The organism is Pseudoalteromonas sp. SWYJZ12, assembly GCF_015864395.1.
GTDB lineage: Bacteria > Pseudomonadota > Gammaproteobacteria > Enterobacterales > Alteromonadaceae > Pseudoalteromonas > Pseudoalteromonas arctica.
The window spans coordinates 185,313-202,007 of the sequence record NZ_JADYXH010000002.1; the positions used below are offsets into that span (position 1 = coordinate 185,313).

At 38.3% G+C, this 16,695-nt stretch carries 14 protein-coding genes; 4 read left to right on the plus strand and 10 right to left on the minus strand.

Going from position 1 to position 16,695, the window contains the following annotated elements:
• Nucleotides 1-57: 57 nt before the first annotated feature.
• Both I6F42_RS03055 and I6F42_RS03060 read right to left on the minus strand, forming a co-directional pair.
• Nucleotides 58-1,380: a glycoside-pentoside-hexuronide (GPH):cation symporter gene (locus I6F42_RS03055; protein WP_197150837.1), complete on the minus strand. Its 1,323-nt coding sequence runs from the start codon at nt 1,378-1,380 to the stop codon at nt 58-60.
• A gap of 46 nt (nt 1,381-1,426) precedes the next feature.
• The gene (locus tag I6F42_RS03060; protein ID WP_007585304.1) at nt 1,427-2,755 is read right to left on the minus strand and encodes a GH1 family beta-glucosidase; all 1,329 of its coding nucleotides are present in this window, start codon (nt 2,753-2,755) and stop codon (nt 1,427-1,429) included.
• A 258-nt stretch (nt 2,756-3,013) separates the two neighbouring features.
• Between I6F42_RS03060 and I6F42_RS03065 the strand changes: the two genes are divergently transcribed.
• Both I6F42_RS03065 and I6F42_RS03070 read left to right on the plus strand, forming a co-directional pair.
• Nucleotides 3,014-4,288 (plus strand): sugar MFS transporter, encoded by a 1,275-nt coding sequence (locus tag I6F42_RS03065; protein WP_197150839.1) that lies wholly within the window; start codon nt 3,014-3,016, stop codon nt 4,286-4,288.
• Nucleotides 4,288-6,840, plus strand: a complete 2,553-nt coding sequence (locus I6F42_RS03070; protein WP_197150841.1) for an exo 1,3/1,4-beta-D-glucan glucohydrolase — start codon at nt 4,288-4,290, stop codon at nt 6,838-6,840. The genes I6F42_RS03065 and I6F42_RS03070 overlap by 1 nt, the downstream gene beginning before the upstream one ends.
• Before the next feature lie 189 nt (nt 6,841-7,029).
• Here the strand turns inward: I6F42_RS03070 and I6F42_RS03075 are convergent, their stop codons facing one another.
• Together I6F42_RS03075 and I6F42_RS03080 are read right to left on the minus strand one after the other, a co-directional pair.
• Nucleotides 7,030-7,983, minus strand: coding sequence for a GGDEF domain-containing protein (locus I6F42_RS03075; RefSeq protein ID WP_197150842.1), 954 nt, complete (start codon nt 7,981-7,983; stop codon nt 7,030-7,032).
• 354 nt (nt 7,984-8,337) lie between these two features.
• Complete coding sequence (locus I6F42_RS03080) at nt 8,338-9,228, minus strand: TIGR01777 family oxidoreductase (protein WP_197150843.1); 891 nt, start codon at nt 9,226-9,228, stop codon at nt 8,338-8,340.
• A 170-nt stretch (nt 9,229-9,398) separates the two neighbouring features.
• Here I6F42_RS03080 and I6F42_RS03085 point away from each other — a divergent pair, with 170 nt between their 5' ends.
• Nucleotides 9,399-10,436, plus strand: coding sequence for an AI-2E family transporter (locus I6F42_RS03085; RefSeq protein WP_007585280.1), 1,038 nt, complete (start codon nt 9,399-9,401; stop codon nt 10,434-10,436).
• A gap of 69 nt (nt 10,437-10,505) precedes the next feature.
• Here the strand turns inward: I6F42_RS03085 and I6F42_RS03090 are convergent, their stop codons facing one another.
• From I6F42_RS03090 to I6F42_RS03115, 6 genes are all read right to left on the minus strand, one after another.
• Entirely contained in the window at nt 10,506-11,585 is a 1,080-nt protein-coding gene (locus tag I6F42_RS03090; protein WP_197150850.1) for an FAD-dependent oxidoreductase, read from the minus strand.
• A 286-nt stretch (nt 11,586-11,871) separates the two neighbouring features.
• Entirely contained in the window at nt 11,872-12,282 is a 411-nt protein-coding gene (locus tag I6F42_RS03095) for a hypothetical protein (RefSeq protein ID WP_197150851.1), read from the minus strand.
• On the minus strand, nt 12,269-13,606 hold the full coding sequence (locus I6F42_RS03100; protein WP_197150852.1) for an ATP-binding protein: 1,338 nt from the start codon (nt 13,604-13,606) through the stop codon (nt 12,269-12,271). The genes I6F42_RS03095 and I6F42_RS03100 overlap by 14 nt, the downstream gene beginning before the upstream one ends.
• A complete protein-coding gene (locus tag I6F42_RS03105; RefSeq protein WP_007375447.1) occupies nt 13,600-14,274 on the minus strand; it encodes a response regulator transcription factor in 675 nt (224 codons plus the stop codon). The genes I6F42_RS03100 and I6F42_RS03105 overlap by 7 nt, the downstream gene beginning before the upstream one ends.
• A gap of 3 nt (nt 14,275-14,277) precedes the next feature.
• On the minus strand, nt 14,278-14,535 hold the full coding sequence (locus tag I6F42_RS03110; protein ID WP_002959808.1) for a PepSY domain-containing protein: 258 nt from the start codon (nt 14,533-14,535) through the stop codon (nt 14,278-14,280).
• 162 nt (nt 14,536-14,697) lie between these two features.
• Nucleotides 14,698-15,000 (minus strand): YciI family protein, encoded by a 303-nt coding sequence (locus I6F42_RS03115; protein ID WP_010552536.1) that lies wholly within the window; start codon nt 14,998-15,000, stop codon nt 14,698-14,700.
• 189 nt (nt 15,001-15,189) lie between these two features.
• Between I6F42_RS03115 and I6F42_RS03120 the strand changes: the two genes are divergently transcribed.
• Entirely contained in the window at nt 15,190-16,614 is a 1,425-nt protein-coding gene (locus I6F42_RS03120; RefSeq protein WP_197150853.1) for a sodium-dependent transporter, read from the plus strand.
• Nucleotides 16,615-16,695: the final 81 nt, after the last annotated feature.

Consider the following 16,695-nt stretch of genomic DNA (forward strand, 5'->3'; position numbering starts at 1 on the left):
TTGTTCACTCGCTTATCCTTAACTACTTCGGCTAAATAATACCTTAGAGTATATATCTTAACTAGCTGTTAGTTTAGATTGAATATTTTCAACAATCTGATTAGTCAGTGTATATTTTTTCATTATGTAGGCAACAAATAATGAGCCAAAAGCAGGTAGTACAGTGAATGACAGTAAAATACCGTGTTGGGTATCAAGAGTTTGTACTGCATCGGCCTGATAACTGTAAAAAGATAACAACCAGCCTGCAATTGCTCCGCCTACAGCCACGCCCATCTTAATAAAAAATATAACGCCTGAATAAACCAAACCCGTAATGCGTACACCTGTTTTTTCATGCCCATAATCTATGGTGTCGGCCATTTTTGCCCACAACAACGGGGTTGCCATATCTAAAAAGAATTTCCATAAAACAAAGGCAGTAAATGCGAGTACTAATTGATCTTTACTAATAAAGTAACTAAAACCACAAATAGCGGCGGCAATAACTTGTAAGCTTATATAGGCCTTTATTTTACAAAAGCGCTTTGCAAGTGGTTGAGCTAAAGCACAACCTACCATGCTGGCTGCAACACCTAGCGTCATAAATAAAGTGATTAAATCGTCTCGACCTAAATAGTATTTTACGTAGTAAACAGCAAGCGTAAGCCTTAATACTTGCCCGGTAAGTAAAAAGAATGCAGCTAAGCAAAGTGTTCGCCATTGATCGTTTTTAATTAATGCTTTAACACTTTGGGCAAAAGGAATGTTTTGCTCTTTAGGCTGTTGTATACGCTCTTTTGTGCCTAAAAAACAAAGTAAAAACAGTACAAAACCTAAAATACTCATTGCAGTCATTGTGTATTGATAGCCCTTTGCTGCATCGCCTTGGCCAAAATACTCAACCATTGGCATAGTACAACCCGCTACTATAACGCCGCCTAACATACCAAATACAAACCGGTAAGACTGAATAGTCACGCGCTCTTTTACATCAGCCGTAAGTACGCCGCCCAATGCACAATAAGGAATATTGATAGCGGTGTAGACAACCATAAGTAAAGTGTAGGTAGTAAAGGCATAAATTATTTTATCGGTGCCTTCTAAATCGGGCGTAGTGAACGCTAAAATACTAATAATGGCAAAAGGGAGGGCAAGCCAAAGTAAGTAGGGGCGAAAGTGCCCCCAGCGCGTATGTGTTTTATCAGCAAGGTTACCCATTAACGGGTCGGTTACGGCATCAAAAATACGCACTGCTAAAAACATAGTACCTACAACAGCAGGCGATAAACCCACTACGTCTGTGTAGTACAGCATTAAAAACATCATAACTGTTTGAAAAATAATATTACTGGCGGTGTCGCCTAAGCCATACGCTATTTTTTCTTTTACACTGACCATGATTGTTTATCCCGCTTTATACTTGTTTTTAGTTGTGGGTATACTCTTATCTTTTAGAGATGAGTTCTTTATAAGCTAAGCCACTATTTTTAATGGTGCGTTGCTGCGTCTTATAATCTACATACACAATACCAAAACGTTTTAAATAACCTTCTGCCCACTCAAAGTTATCCATTAAGCTCCAAGCAAAGTAGCCATCTATAACAACACCTTGTTCAATCGCATTATGAACCGCATTTAAGTGATCATTATAGTAATTTAAACGATCTAAGTCGTTAACTTCACCATTATTATATGTATCGGGCATGGCTGCGCCATTTTCTGTTATATAAATAGGCGGTAGGGTGTATGTTTTATTTAGCGATACGAGCAAGTCGGTGAACGATTGCGGATAAATTTCCCATCCCATATCAGTCAACGGACCCGTTGGTGCAATGGGTTCATAAATGTCAGTAGGATGCGCCTTATAAACTTGGCGGGTATAAAAGTTAATGCCTAAGTAATCAATTGGCTGAGAAATTAATTCCATATCACCAGGGTGTATGTCTGGTAAATGATCGCTTGGTAATTGGTTAATTATATCGGGGTACTTACCATCCATTATTGGTTTCATGTACCACTGATTTAAGTAGTCATCAGCGTATTTGGCACTGTCTATGTCTTGTTGATTATCGGTAAGTGGGTATGCGGGTGTAAAGTTAAGCACAATGCCGTTTTGAGTATTAGGCGATGTTTTATTTAGCACGTTCATGGCCAGACCATGAGCGAGTAATAAGTGATGAGCTGCTTTTTTACCATACTGCTTGCCGACTAGGCCTGGGGCATGAATGCCAATTTCGTAACCCAAAAACGCGCTGCAAAAGGGTTCGTTTAATGTAGCGTACGAATACACTCGAGTTCCAAATGCGTTAGTAATTAGTTCTACGTATTGCTCAAATGCGTAAGCAGTTTTTCTGTTGAGCCAGCCGCCTTCATCTTCAAGGTGTTGCGGTAAATCCCAGTGGTACAAAGTAACAAAGGCTTTTATATTTTTTTGTTTTAGCTCATCTAAAATATCAGTATAAAACTTAACGCCTACAGGATTTAACTTTCCGTCTTGAGTCATCACGCGAGGCCATGAAATAGAAAGCCTGTAAGCATCAACACCTAGAGACTCTATTAAATCTATGTCTTGTTGCCAATTATTGTAATGATCGCAGGCAATATGACCATGTGAATTGTCAGCAATTTTACCTGCAGTACTACAAAAGGTATCCCAAATACACGGTAAGCGATGCTCATATCCGCCCTCTATCTGAAATGATGCTGTAGCTACACCATAAACAAAGTCTTTTGTTAATAGAGGTGAATTAAATGGTAATGATATTTTTGTCATTGGTTACAAACCTTTTTGAGAACTTAATTGCACGCTTAGCGCTTATTTTTACTGACTTTCAGCGGGTACAAAACATTATTAAAAATAAAAGTGGTTGAAATATGTAACATGTTCGTATTTAATTAGCCGTGAAAGCGCTTACATTTTTAGGTTAATGTTAATTAATCTTCAGGTCAACTCTTAAATACTGCGCCTTAGCGGGGTTTGTATTAATTACTTACTGAAGATCAATTTATAATAATAAATTGCGGAGAGCACATGGCTAGTTCAGCACCACTGACATCACACACACAGTCGCAAAACCACCAAGATAAAAACTATGGTTTTGCACTTACATCTTTAACTTCACTGTTTTTTATGTGGGGTTTTATTACCTGCTTAAATGATATTTTGATTCCGCATTTAAAAGCGGTTTTCGATTTAACGTATGTACAAGCAATGCTTGTGCAGTTTTGCTTTTTTGGCGCTTACTTTTTAATGTCACTCCCTAGTGGACACATTGTTAAAAAGCTTGGTTATAAAAAAGGAATCGTGGTTGGGCTTTTAATTGCGGCAGTAGGGTGTGTCTTATTTTACCCAGCAGCGTCTTTACATAGTTATCCTGTATTTTTATTCGCTTTATTTGTACTTGCCAGTGGCATAACGTTATTACAAGTATCTGCAAATCCTTATGTAAGTTTGTTGGGTTCAGCAAAAACAGCGTCGTCTCGTTTAACGCTTACTCAAGCTTTTAACGCGTTAGGTACTACGGTTGCACCATCATTTGGTGCTCTGTTAATTCTGGACTCAGCGTCAGATGCCTTTTTAACACCGGCACAAAATGCAGAATCAGTACAACTTCCTTACCTCCTTTTAGCTGCAATGCTTATTTTACTAGCCGGTATTTTTGCTTGGCTTAAATTACCAGACATTATGAGCGAGCAAAAAGAAGCGGCTAAAAACTCAGAAAAAATTGAAGGCAGTGCATGGCAATACCGTCACCTAACATTAGGTGCTGTGGGTATATTTATGTACGTTGGCGCAGAAGTGGCAATTGGTAGCTTTTTAGTAAGCTTTTTAGCACAAGAAAATATAGCAGGGCTAAAAGAGCATGCTGCAGCTCATTACATCACTTATTATTTTGGTGGTGCTATGGTTGGGCGTTTTATTGGTGCTGCTGTAATGCAAAAATTACCTGCTGGTAAAGTACTTGGCTTTAACGCAACCATGGCTATTATTTTAGTCGTTATTGCCATGAGCACGTCGGGTCAATTAGCAATGTGGTCAATACTATTGGTTGGTTTATTTAATTCTATTATGTTCCCCACTATTTTTAGTTTAGCGTTAAATGGACTTGGCAAACATACAGCTCAAGGCTCTGGTATTTTGTGTTTGGCGATTGTGGGTGGTGCAATAGTGCCACTTTTACAAGGTGCACTTGCTGATAGTGTGGGTGTTCAACTTTCGTATGTTTTACCTATTTTATGTTACATATTTATCGTGTTCTATGGTTTAAGCGGTAGCAAACCAGTTCAAGCGCAGGAGACTCTATAATGAAAACCCCTTTTACACTTAATAAAATAGCCTTAGCAACATTAATTGCATCAGTAGGTACTTTATCGGCTTGTTCAAACGACGCAGTAACATCGGTTGAAACTAATGAAACGTTATCTAAAACAGCGCAAATTTGGCCAAAACTTAATATTGCCGTTAAAAAAGATGCCGATATTGAAGCTAAAATAGTTAACTATTTAAAAGCCATGACACTTGAGCAAAAGGTTGCTCAAATGATTCAGCCAGAAATTCGTGATATTACCGTTGAAGATATGCGTAAATATGGCTTTGGTTCATATCTTAATGGCGGTGGCGCATTCCCTAATGGCGACAAACATGCAACACCAATGGACTGGGTAGCCTTAGCAGAGAGCTTTTATCAAGCTTCTGTCGATGACTCAGTTGATGGCAGTAGTATCCCAACTATGTGGGGCACCGATGCAGTACATGGCCATAATAACGTAATTGGCGCGACGCTTTTTCCACATAACATTGGTTTAGGCGCGGCGAATAATCCTGATTTAATCGAGCAAATAGCATCGATTACTGCAGTAGAGGTAATGGCTACGGGGATAGATTGGGTATTTGCACCCACTGTAGCAGTAGTACGAGACGACCGATGGGGCAGAACGTACGAAGGCTACTCTGAAGATCCAAAAATTGTACATGATTACTCAGCAGCCATAGTAAATGGCTTACAAGGTAAAGCCGATGGCGACTTTTTAAGCGACAAGCGTGTAATTAGTACCGTTAAACACTTTATTGGCGACGGTGGCACCGTTGATGGGGATGATCAGGGAAATAATATAGATAGCGAACAGTCGCTATTTGATATTCATGCCCAAGGTTATGTAGGTGGTTTGTCGGCGGGTAGCCAATCGGTTATGGCTTCTTTTAATAGCTGGAATGGCGTTAAAAATCACGGCAATAAATACTTACTTACAGATGTATTAAAAACACGTATGGGTTTTGATGGTTTTGTAGTGGGCGATTGGAATGGCCATGGGCAAATTAAAGGCTGTACTAACGAAAGCTGCCCAGAAGCTGTAAATGCTGGCCTTGATATATTTATGGTGCCAACAGGCGCGTGGAAGCCGCTATATGAAAATACAATTGCACAAGTTAAGTCAGGCGAAATTAGTATGTCGCGTATTGATGATGCAGTGAGCAGAATATTACGCGTAAAACTTCGCGCTGGTTTATTTGATAAACCAAGTCCGGCTAAGCGTCTTTACTCTGGAAAAACAGAGCTAATTGGTGCCCAAGAGCATCGCGAAGTCGCACGTCAAGCTGTGCGCGAATCGCTTGTATTACTTAAAAATAAAAATAACCTATTACCTATCGCAGCTAATCAACGCGTACTTGTTGCAGGTGATGGTGCTGATAATATAGGTAAACAGTCGGGTGGTTGGAGTATTACGTGGCAGGGGACTAATAATAAAAATGCTGATTTCCCTGGTGCTACTTCGATATATAAAGGGCTTGAAGAGCAAATATCTGCAGCAGGTGGAAGTGTTACTTTAAGTGCTGATGGCACGTTTGAACAACGTCCTGATGTTGCCATTGTTGTATTTGGTGAAGAACCTTACGCAGAAGGGCACGGCGATAAAGATAACCTTGAGTTTGAACGCGGAAATAAAAAGTCATTAGCACTTTTAAGCTCGCTAAAAGAGCAAGGCATTCCTGTTGTATCTGTGTTTATTTCAGGTCGACCTATGTGGGTTAACAGCGAACTTAACGCATCTGACGCGTTTGTAGCTGCATGGTTGCCAGGTACAGAAGGCGCAGGTATTGCTGATGTTTTACTAAAAGCGGCAGACGGCACCATTCAAAATAACTTTAAAGGTAAACTATCGTTTTCTTGGCCTAAGTCGGCGGTACAAACTGCGGTTAATAAAGGCGATGAAAATTACGACCCATTACTCCCTTATGGTTTTGGTTTAACGTACGGCGATAAAAACGTGTTAGCTGACGACCTTGATGAAGACTCTAAACTTGATAACTCAGGGCTTACGAGTATGGATATACTTGTTGGTGCACCTGTAGCACCATGGCGCTTATTGTTAAAATCGGGCAATGAGCTTTTAGATGTATCGAGTAGTACTCATGAATTTGGTGCAATTAAATACCGAACTGAGGACAAAATAGTACAAGAAGACGCGCGCCAATTTAACTTTAGCGGTGCAGAAAAAGCCAGTGCTGAAATAGTAACAAGCTTTGCAGAAGATACCATTGCCTACGTTGAAGCCGATAGTGTGATTAGCTTTGATATTAAATTAAACGAAGCACTAACGAGCGATATAGCACTTGCTATGATTTGCTCGGGCGAATGTGGTGCAAGCATTGATTTAGCAAACGTAGTGGATAAAACCATTGAGAATAAATGGCAGTCAGTATCAATCGATTTAGGTTGTTTTGCTGATAAGGGTGTTAATTTTGCAAACCTAACAAGCCCATTCAGCTTACGCAGCATTGGTAAAGCGTCAATTTCTGTGGCTAATATTCAGTTTGTGCCAAATAAGGCAGGCGAAGCTACACTGTCTTGTAAGTAGTTTATTAACTCTATTGTGTGTATACCAAAGCCCTTCGAATGAAGGGCTTTTTTTATGTAGAGGTTTAATACTAACCTGCATAAATACTTGAGCTAATTGATATAACTAAAAAGGAACAAGTCACTATAAATACAAAGGGTTACCACGTTTTTATAGGAAGAACCTTTTTTATAATAGCTTGTAAAATAATTAACACTGCATTAAGAGGTTTTTTTCGTCAAAGCTAACTACTTTATCTCTGCCGGTTTCTTTAGCAAGATAAAGGCGTTTATCAGCCAACGACAGTAAGTCTTTTACACTCATTTTACCATTTACAGAGTGACTCACTCCCGCGCTCACAGATAGTTTTATATGCGCGTTTTGATAATAAAACGGATGCTTAGAAATATTTTCACGTAAGTGCTCTGCATATTCTTTAGCTGCTCGTAGGGAATAGTCTGGTAGTAATATTGCAAATTCTTCACCGCCTATTCTGGCGCTAATACCTTCATCAAAAAATTGCTCTTTTATGTGCTGCGCAATCCATTTAATTGCTTGATCGCCCGTATCGTGGCCGTACTTATCGTTTACATGCTTAAAAAAGTCGATATCTAGAATAATTATAGATACATCTATATTATTGTTATTAGGTTGTCTAAGGACTGCTTTGGCGTTATTAAAGAAACCTCTGCGATTAAATAACTGTGTAAGAGAGTCGGTATTGGCAAGGTTCGATAGCGTGTATTCACTATTGGAAAATAACAAAAATGGCAGTATAAGAGCACTCAGTGTGGCTAATAGTAAATGACTAATAAGCACAATTTGCAAAGGGGTTGCTACATCTTGAATACTCGAACTAAGTACCGGTATTGATAGAAATATAGCATTTAAAAACATAACTCCACTGTGCACTAAAAAGCAGGTAATTAACGCCTTTTTCTGGGCTTTAGCAACAAAGCTCATGCTTTTGATTAAATACGCTGTGTAAATAAATAATCCGGCAATTACTAAACTCGTTAGCATTTTTGCTGCACCGAAAGGATAAATTGCCAATAACAATAAGCTAGAAAAACCAAATATGCAGTAAAGAGGCATTAAGCTAATATTTTGTACGTTTTTGTATTTATATAGTCCAACAATAATTAAAAGTGGGCTAGTAATCATTGAAACACTAGCTAAATAGTGGGTTATTAAAGGAAAGTCTATGAATAAGCGCAAACATGCCAGTATTTCGGCTAATGCAAATGTGGCACAGGCTAAACCAAATAATAAAAAAGATGTTTGTTTTTTATATTTATAAATTGAGAGAAAAAATAAGCTTATGAACAAGTTAAGGATAAAAGAGAAGAAGATCACAGTAGGCAAATGAAACATGATTTATTCTCTTTATTATAAAATGATGAAATATATATTTAACTAACTGTTGTAATTATTATGTATTAATAAGAAAAGGTCAATTCAGTTAAAAGGATTGCTTTTTCAATTTTTATATTTTACCTCAAGAATTATTAACGCCCGCTAAACCAAACTCGCTAAAGCTGATTTAATATCAGGATGATGAAAACTATAATTATGAACGAGTGCCTTTTTAGGGACTACAAATTGTCCCGTTGTTAGTAAGTCTGACATTTCACCCATTAATAATTTAAGCACTACGGTTGGCATAGGGATAAATGCAGGTCGCGATAACGCCTCGCCTAAGCTTTTACTAAATTGAGCGTTGCTTACAGGATTTGGCGCAGTTGCGTTAACTGGGCCAGATATTTCTGGATGCTTAATAATAAAAAGTATTAGCTGAATCATATCGTCGATGTGTATCCACGACATTCCTTGCTCGCCATTACCAATTGGGCCGCCTAAACACAATTTAAAGGCAGGGAGCATTTTACTTAATGCTCCACCTTTTTTAGCTAAAACAATACCCGTGCGCAAAAGGCACACTCTGGTGTGTTCTGATTGCGCGAGTAGCGCTGCATTTTCCCAGTCTTTACAAAGCTGGTGGCTAAATTCGTCGTGTGGGTTTTCAAAAGTTTCATCAATAGGGTTACTATTTTGTCGACCATAAAACCCAACGGCGCTTCCAGATATATAAGTATGCGGGGCAGTGCTACAAGCTTTAATAGCTTCACTAATTTGTTGTGTAACACCAATACGGCTGTCGCGTATTATTTGCTTTTGTTTGTCGCTCCAGCGTTTATTTACAATAGGTTCGCCAGCTAAATTAATAACAATATCAACAGTGTTAAAATCTACTGCATTGACATTGCTTACGGCTTTAACTTTATGGCCCAATAATACGTTTGCTTTAGTCGGATTTCGGCTAAGCACAGTAACAGTATTATGATGAAGTAAAAAAGGGCATAAGTGCTTACCAATTAATCCCGTCGCGCCAGTAACAAATATATGCATTATTAATCCTTACAATAAAATAGTAGCAAGTGATTAAAAAACATACTCGCTAGCAAACAGCTTTGCAAATTTATACGTAAAACAGGCTTTTATGATCACTTCGTAATTATTTCATTTAATTACCTTTTGCCTTACACTAAAGCCATATCATTAATAAAAGGATTAATAAATTGGCAAGTTTAACTGGAGTAAATAAAAGCTTAATAGTTTTTGCTTCCTTAGTGGTCGTACTCGCGGGGATAAAAGCGGCAAGTGTAATTATTATTCCGTTTATTTTGGCGGCGTTTATTGCCATTATTTGTAATCCGCTTATCAAGTTTTTTGCGCGCTACCGAATTCCTAAAGGCATTGCTGTTATGTTGGTAGTGCTTATTATAGTTGGCTTAGGTGTAAGCCTTGGCGGGCTTGTAGGGCAATCAATAAACGATTTTTCGCAGCAACTTCCTGAGTATAAAACACAACTCAAAGAAGAATTTGTATGGCTTGTAGATTTAGCATCTCAATACAACATACTGATTAATAAAGAACAGTTAATCAATATGTTCGACCCAGGTAAAATGGTTGATGTAGCCACTAATATGCTCACCGGTTTAGGTGGCGTAATGGCAAACATGTTTTTAATTATTTTAACCGTTGTTTTTATGTTGTTTGAAGGGCCAATGCTGAGCAAAAAAATACATATGGCACTTGAAGATCCCGATAGCAAAATGAAGCAAATTGACCGCTTTTTAGAGTCTATTAATTCATATCTGGCAATTAAAACACTAGTAAGTTTAGGTACGGGTATTATTGCTGCGTTTTACTTATGGATTTTAGACGTTGACTACTTTGTGCTGTGGGGGGTATTGGCATTTATGTTCAATTACATTCCTAATATTGGGTCAATTATTGCGGCTGTACCGGCTGTATTACTTGCGCTTATTACTCAAGGTCCGTTAATTGCGGGATTGGTTGCTGCAGGTTATTTAACAATAAATACGGTAATGGGCAATATTGTAGAGCCTAAGTTTTTGGGCAAAGGGCTGGGTCTTTCAACGCTAGTGGTATTTTTATCATTAATATTTTGGGGCTGGTTATTAGGTACTGTGGGTATGCTTTTATCTGTGCCATTAACGATGATTGTGAAAATAGGCTTAGAAGCCAGTGCAGAAGGTAAGTGGGTTGCCACTCTACTAGGCAGTGGCGAAGACGTTGCTAAAAATAACTAACATCTATAACTATCAAGGGCTGTAAAATTAAAGCCCTTGATGGTTAAGTTATCAGTAAATACAGGGCTATTAATTAACAAACAATTTAATAGCGTCATCCACCGCGTTTATTGCGCCTTCTAAATATCCTGCTTCTTGTTTTGCAAACTCACTCGCTACAAAACGAATGTTCAAGTTATTTAATTGCTCATCTAAGCCTGAAAAATCAAATTCTGGGTGCTGCGAAGGTTGAGTTTGATCGTCTCTATTAGCTACAAACTTATCGTCTGCCCAGTCTTTAATAAAATACCCCGTTGCCTTTTCAGCATCTTTACCATAAAAATAGCTAAGCTGTTGGGCACAGGCTTGAATTAATTGCTCTTTAGTTACTTGGTTTCGTGATAAGTAGGGCACACCTATAAAGCCAAATAATGCGGCGTAATTGCCATCTTCAGCACTGGCATCGTGAATTTCGACCATTGGGCCTACGCGACTAAAGCATTGTCCTGATAAGTTTTTATCACGCCAAAATGCATGTTCAAAAGTAGCTATAAATTTGGCTTGTCCTGCCATCCATGTAGGTACACTACTAAGGCGGTTTATGAGCGTTTGAGTAGCCCATAGTTCAGGTGTTAAGTGTGTTGTAACCATACGAGCAGGAATAGCTGAAATTAGTTTTTCAGTAGTAAGGTGCTTTATATTACCTAAGTGATTAACCGTAATTTGCCAGTTATTATCACCTTTTTTAAGCTCAGTGACATTGTGTTCTAATAACACTGAATCAGGATTAAGTTGCTCGTATAAGGCAGTTATTAAGGTATTCATGCCGTGTTTGAGTCTAAATAGTTGCATATCTCCAGCACCTGCAATTTGTTGAGGCTGCTTGGCGTTAGGGGCTTGATATAACACATCACCTTTGTTGTATTGCTCAAATATACTTAAGTGGAGTGACTTTACTAAAGCTTGGATTTTTGGTTGGTGAGGAAATATCCACGTAGGACCCAAATCAAAACTAACATCGTTATTTATTGGTGATTGCGCAGCAAAAATTCGGCCGCCTAATTGCGATTTAGCTTCCAGTAATAAGTACTCAATATTAAGCAGTTGTAATTTATACGCACTGTATAAGCCGGCCAGTCCGCCACCTATAATTATTACTGGTTTAGTCATTTGTTTACCTATTAGCTATTTAGCAATCTACTAGTAGGTAGTTTGTTTTGATATGAATAAATTGTCAAGTAGGCTAAAGGGAACGAGTAGTGAAACGTAATACCAATCTGCTTATATACGAGGTCTATTTAACGTTAAGAAAATTACGCTAGATCTAGGCAAAAATTTTTGTATCTAGTTGTTCTAAATAAAAAATTTTTAACGACGTTATAGTGCAATTTAATTCGTTAAATTGATCAAAGATTTATGCAGGTTGGTATAACTAGTTTAGTGTGCTTAAGTTACGTTAAAATGGGTGTTTTAGTGATTCTGTAAATTGATTTATAAGCTCTATTTCACAGAGTTTATAGCTAATGGCCGCTGTTGTCGCATTAGGAAGTTTTATTAAGTAACGCCATTGGCAGGCGCTCTCAAGGTACTTTTCGTTATTTTTAATGCTGCGCATAAATAACGGCAGTACTTGCGTATTACCTGTGCTTTCTTGTGATTTAGTTAGCTCATATTTGCGCTTTTGTATCCAACTGCCTTGTGCTTGCTTTGCTTTATCAATCTGGCTATCTAGGCATTGAATATACCGCTTAGCTTCATCGGTTGTTGCTTTAGCGGCTAAAGTACATGCTTCATTTGCAAAGCTGTACTGGTTTGTAGCTAATAGCACAATGGCAGTTAGTTTTAATAAATAGTTACTTTTTGTCATTGTAATTAAACTCTAAAATAAATTGAGCGCCGGCTAAGTTATCAGCATCGGTAATGGTAAGCGTCCCGTTATACGACTTAACTAAATCAGATACAATCGCCATGCCTACGCCGTGTCCGCTTTCGTATGTATCGAGGCGAGTACCACGTGTAAGTAAAGATTCACGTTTATCCTCTGGCACACCAGGGCCATCATCGCTAATTCCAATACACAGAGTTTTACTTTGGATTACTTGTATTTCTACTTGCGAGCGACACGCTTTACAGGCGTTATCAATCAAGTTACCGAGTAATTCCATTAAATCTGTTTGGTCACCTAAAAAGTAATCTTTTTCAGTTACAGTGCAGTTAAAAATAATATCTTTATCACGGTATACTTTTGCCATAGCACTGAGTATTGAATCAAGTACTGGCTTAATAGGGGTTTGCTTTTTCCACGTGTCTGATGCACCGGTTGCAGCACGCTTTAATTGGTGCTCGATCATCACATTAATTCGGTCGAGTTGTTCTTGTGCATCGGCATCGTTTGCCAATGGACTTGATTTTAGTACTGCAAGCGGTGTTTTAAGTGCATGAGCAAGGTCGCTTAATGAGGCTCTGTAGCGCTCTTTTTGGCGCTGTTGCGACTCAAGTAGCAAGTTTAGGTCTGCTTTTATTGTTTGCAGCTCTACAGGGTAGAGGCCTTTAATTTCTTGAATATCACCCGATTCAATCGCTTTTATTTCTTTATCGAGTCGTTGGAGTGGGCGAGCGCTCCAAATGAAACCAATCGCCATTAGGCCTGCAATTGCAATCCCCATGATAAACATCCAATCTACAAGGGTTTGCTTAAAGCCATCCATTATACGAAGTAGAGCGTCGTTACGTTTGACTAATATAAAGCGAGCTTGTTCTGATTGATCTATGTTGTTTAAAATTACAGTCAGGCTAAGTTGCCAGTACGCGGTATTATTATACTCCACGCGCCTGAAGTCGGCGGCACCGGCTTTGGTCTCTATTTGCTCTGGTACATAGTTTAAATTTACAGCCGATTCTGAGTTCCAAACAGGGTCATCATCGCGGTAAATCATTGCGTAGGTATCTGAATTTAATCTGTTTAACTCAGGCGCTAAAATAGTGCTGGGCATAATAATACCATGCTCAGTAAAGTCGACTTCAGATATTAGCGAGTAGAGCTGTGCCTCGAGGGTTTTTTCTGTCGCATCAACTAGTGAAGCGTAATACGCTTTGCCAATTGAATAAAATAAGATAGGGAGTGCGACTAATAAAACAAAGACAAGGATAAATCCTTGCCTTATTTTTAACGATATTTGCGGTATTACCACTGGCTTTTAAGCCTGTAACCACGCCCACGTAGTGTTTCTACTGGGTTTAGTACGCCTTCTGGATCAAGCTTTTTACGCAAACGTAGTACAAATACTTCAATTACGTTTGAATCAAGGTCGAAGTCTTGGTCGTAAATATGCTCAGTAAGTTCTGATTTAGAAATTACTTTTTGCGGATTTACCATTAAGTATTCAAGTACTTTATATTCGTAAGCTGTAAGGCTAAGTTCTTTATCATCAACCCATACTTGTTGTGAACGTGTATGAATTTTAATTGGACCCGCAGTCATTTCTGGATTTGCTTTACCAGCACTGCGACGAATTAATGCATTACAACGTGCAATAAGTTCTTCAACATGAAATGGTTTTGTAAGGTAGTCATCTGCACCTGCATCTAAACCTTCTACTTTATCCTGCCAGCGATCGCGCGCTGTCAATATTAAAATAGGGATAGTAATGCCTTGTGCTCGCGCTTTATTGATTAGCTCAATACCGTCTATTTTAGGTAAACCTAAATCAACTACGGCCATATCAAGCGGGTATTCTGTAATGTGGAAAAGACCTGCTTCACCATCGTGACATAAATCCACGCTGTAACGTTCTTTTTCTAAAGCATTACGTAGGTTATCTGCTAAATGTAAATCGTCTTCAATAACTAAAATTCGCATTTGTTAATCCTTTTTCACTTCGCCGGTTTTTTTATTTATATGTAAATCAACGACGTGGCCGTCAGATTTGAGTATTCGTACGGTATAAAAATCTGTTTTTTCGGTAATTTTTAAGGTCTTACCGCCTATTGTTTTCTTTGCAAGTATTACGGCTTTCTTTTTGTCCACCTCAGCATGAGATGCTTGGGTGGCCGTCGCTGCTTGAGCAAAGTTAGCTAAGCTAACACAAGCAATAAAACCGAGGCTTAATAATACGCGCATAATGGAAAACTCCTAGACCAGACCCACTTAGTTTAATTAACTAAGTTACTAAAATTCAAGTAAAAACGCTAAATTCGCTTTTATCTCAGTAATTTTAATTAAAATCTTGTGAACAAACCCTGAATTACAGTGCAACACACGCTCTTAGGGTTTAATACACTTTTAAGCAGGGAACACTTTTTTGAAAGGTTTAACAATTGTATTTTCATAGATGCCAGCGGCAACGTAAGGGTCAGCTGCTGCCCACTCTCGAGCTGCTTCTATTGACTCAAACTCAGCAACAACTAATGAACCGGTAAAACCTGCTTCTTGAGGATCTTCACTATCGACTGCCGGAAACGGACCCGCAGTTAATAAACGGTTTTGTGAATCAAGCTCACTAAGGCGTGCTAAATGTGCCGGGCGTGCTGCTTTTCTAAGCTCTAAGCTGTTTTCAACGTCTGTTGAGTGAATCATGTACAACATAAGGAATCTCATAAAAATTGTTAAATTTGATTAACGCAATACTACCACAGCGTTGAAAATTGGTGAATTAAAAGCGTATTTACACAGGTTTACACTTCGATTTTATTTTTAAGCTGTAATTGCTTGAAAATATCTGTGTAACACTGGTAGAGTCGCTGAAATATACAAAATAATAAAAAGGTTTTATGCATGAGCGAAAATAGAGAACGATTTAGTTCCCGTCTCGGATTCATAATGGCAGCGGCAGGTTCGGCTGTTGGTATTGGTAATTTAGTTGGTTTTCCGGTTTCTGCTACCAAAAATGGTGGTGGCGCATTCTTATTAATTTACGCCTTATTTGTCGTATTCATTTGTTTACCAGTCATGATGGCTGAAATGGCAATGGGTCGTAACGCTCAAAAAGATCCACTTGGTTCGTACAAGCTATTATCTAATAACGATAAAAAATGGAAGCTAGCAGGTTTTTTAGCGGTGCTTACACCATTTATGATTGCTGTGTTTTATATGGTAATTACGGTTTGGATTTTTGGTTACTTAACGCAAACAGGCCTCGGTAATTTAGATTTACTTGCAGATCCTGGCCACTTTGGTGTTTTTATTAATAGTTACACTGTGTTTGGTTATATGGCCGTTGTGGTTATTATTGTTAACTTAATTTTATTAGGGGGTGTTAAACAAGGCATAGAAAAAGCCGCTAAATTTTTAATGCCAGCCTTACTTTTCATGCTACTTGCCTTAGTTACTTATGTATTAACGCTTGATAACGCAATGGCCGGTGTTAAATACTACATTATTCCTGACTTTTCTAAGATGAGTGCAAGTGTACTTAATGGCGCATTAAGCCAAGCGTTTTTCTCGCTATCGCTGGGTATGGGTATATTAATGACTTACGCGTCGTACATTTCTAAAAAGGATGACATTGTAAGTAGCGCTAAAATGGTCGCTATTACAGACTCACTCGTTGCGTTTGTAGCGGGCCTAATGGTGTTGCCCGCTATATTTAGCTTTGATCCAAACACAGACCCATCAGCACTTTCTGACTCGTCTGTATCAATGATTTTTGTATACCTACCTAAAATATTATTAGCACTGCAAAATGATATTGGTTATGTAGGTGCATCTATTGTTGCGTTCTCATTCTTTTTATTAGTATTTTTTGCAGCGATTACTTCACTTGTTTCAATAGTAGAAGTACCGACAGCAACACTAAGTGACCGTAAAGGTATTAGCCGTAAAAAAGCATTGGGCATCCTTACACTTTCAACCGGTGTACTTACTATTTTATGTACAATGTCGTTTGGTATGATTGACAGTCTTACTTCGTTCACCAGTTATGGCGGCGTTAATAAGAGCTTTTTTGATATTATTGTTGATGTATTTTACGACACAATTTTACCGCTTAATGGCTTAATGGTGTGTTTGTTTGTAATGTACCGCTGGAAAAAAATACGCTTAACACAAGAGCTAAGCTTAGGTTCGCCTAATTATGCGGGAAGCTTGATGGAAAAGTACGTTAACTTTTCACTTTCAACGTTTATTCCTGTCATTCTAGCTGTGATATTTATAAATACAGTGGCGACTAAGTTTTTTGATTTAAAAATATTTGGTTTTTAAATAGACCTCTTTAAAAGCTTATTGAATAATAAAATGCCGCTCAGCTAAGCTCAGCGGCATTTTTTATAGGCGTTTTTTTAC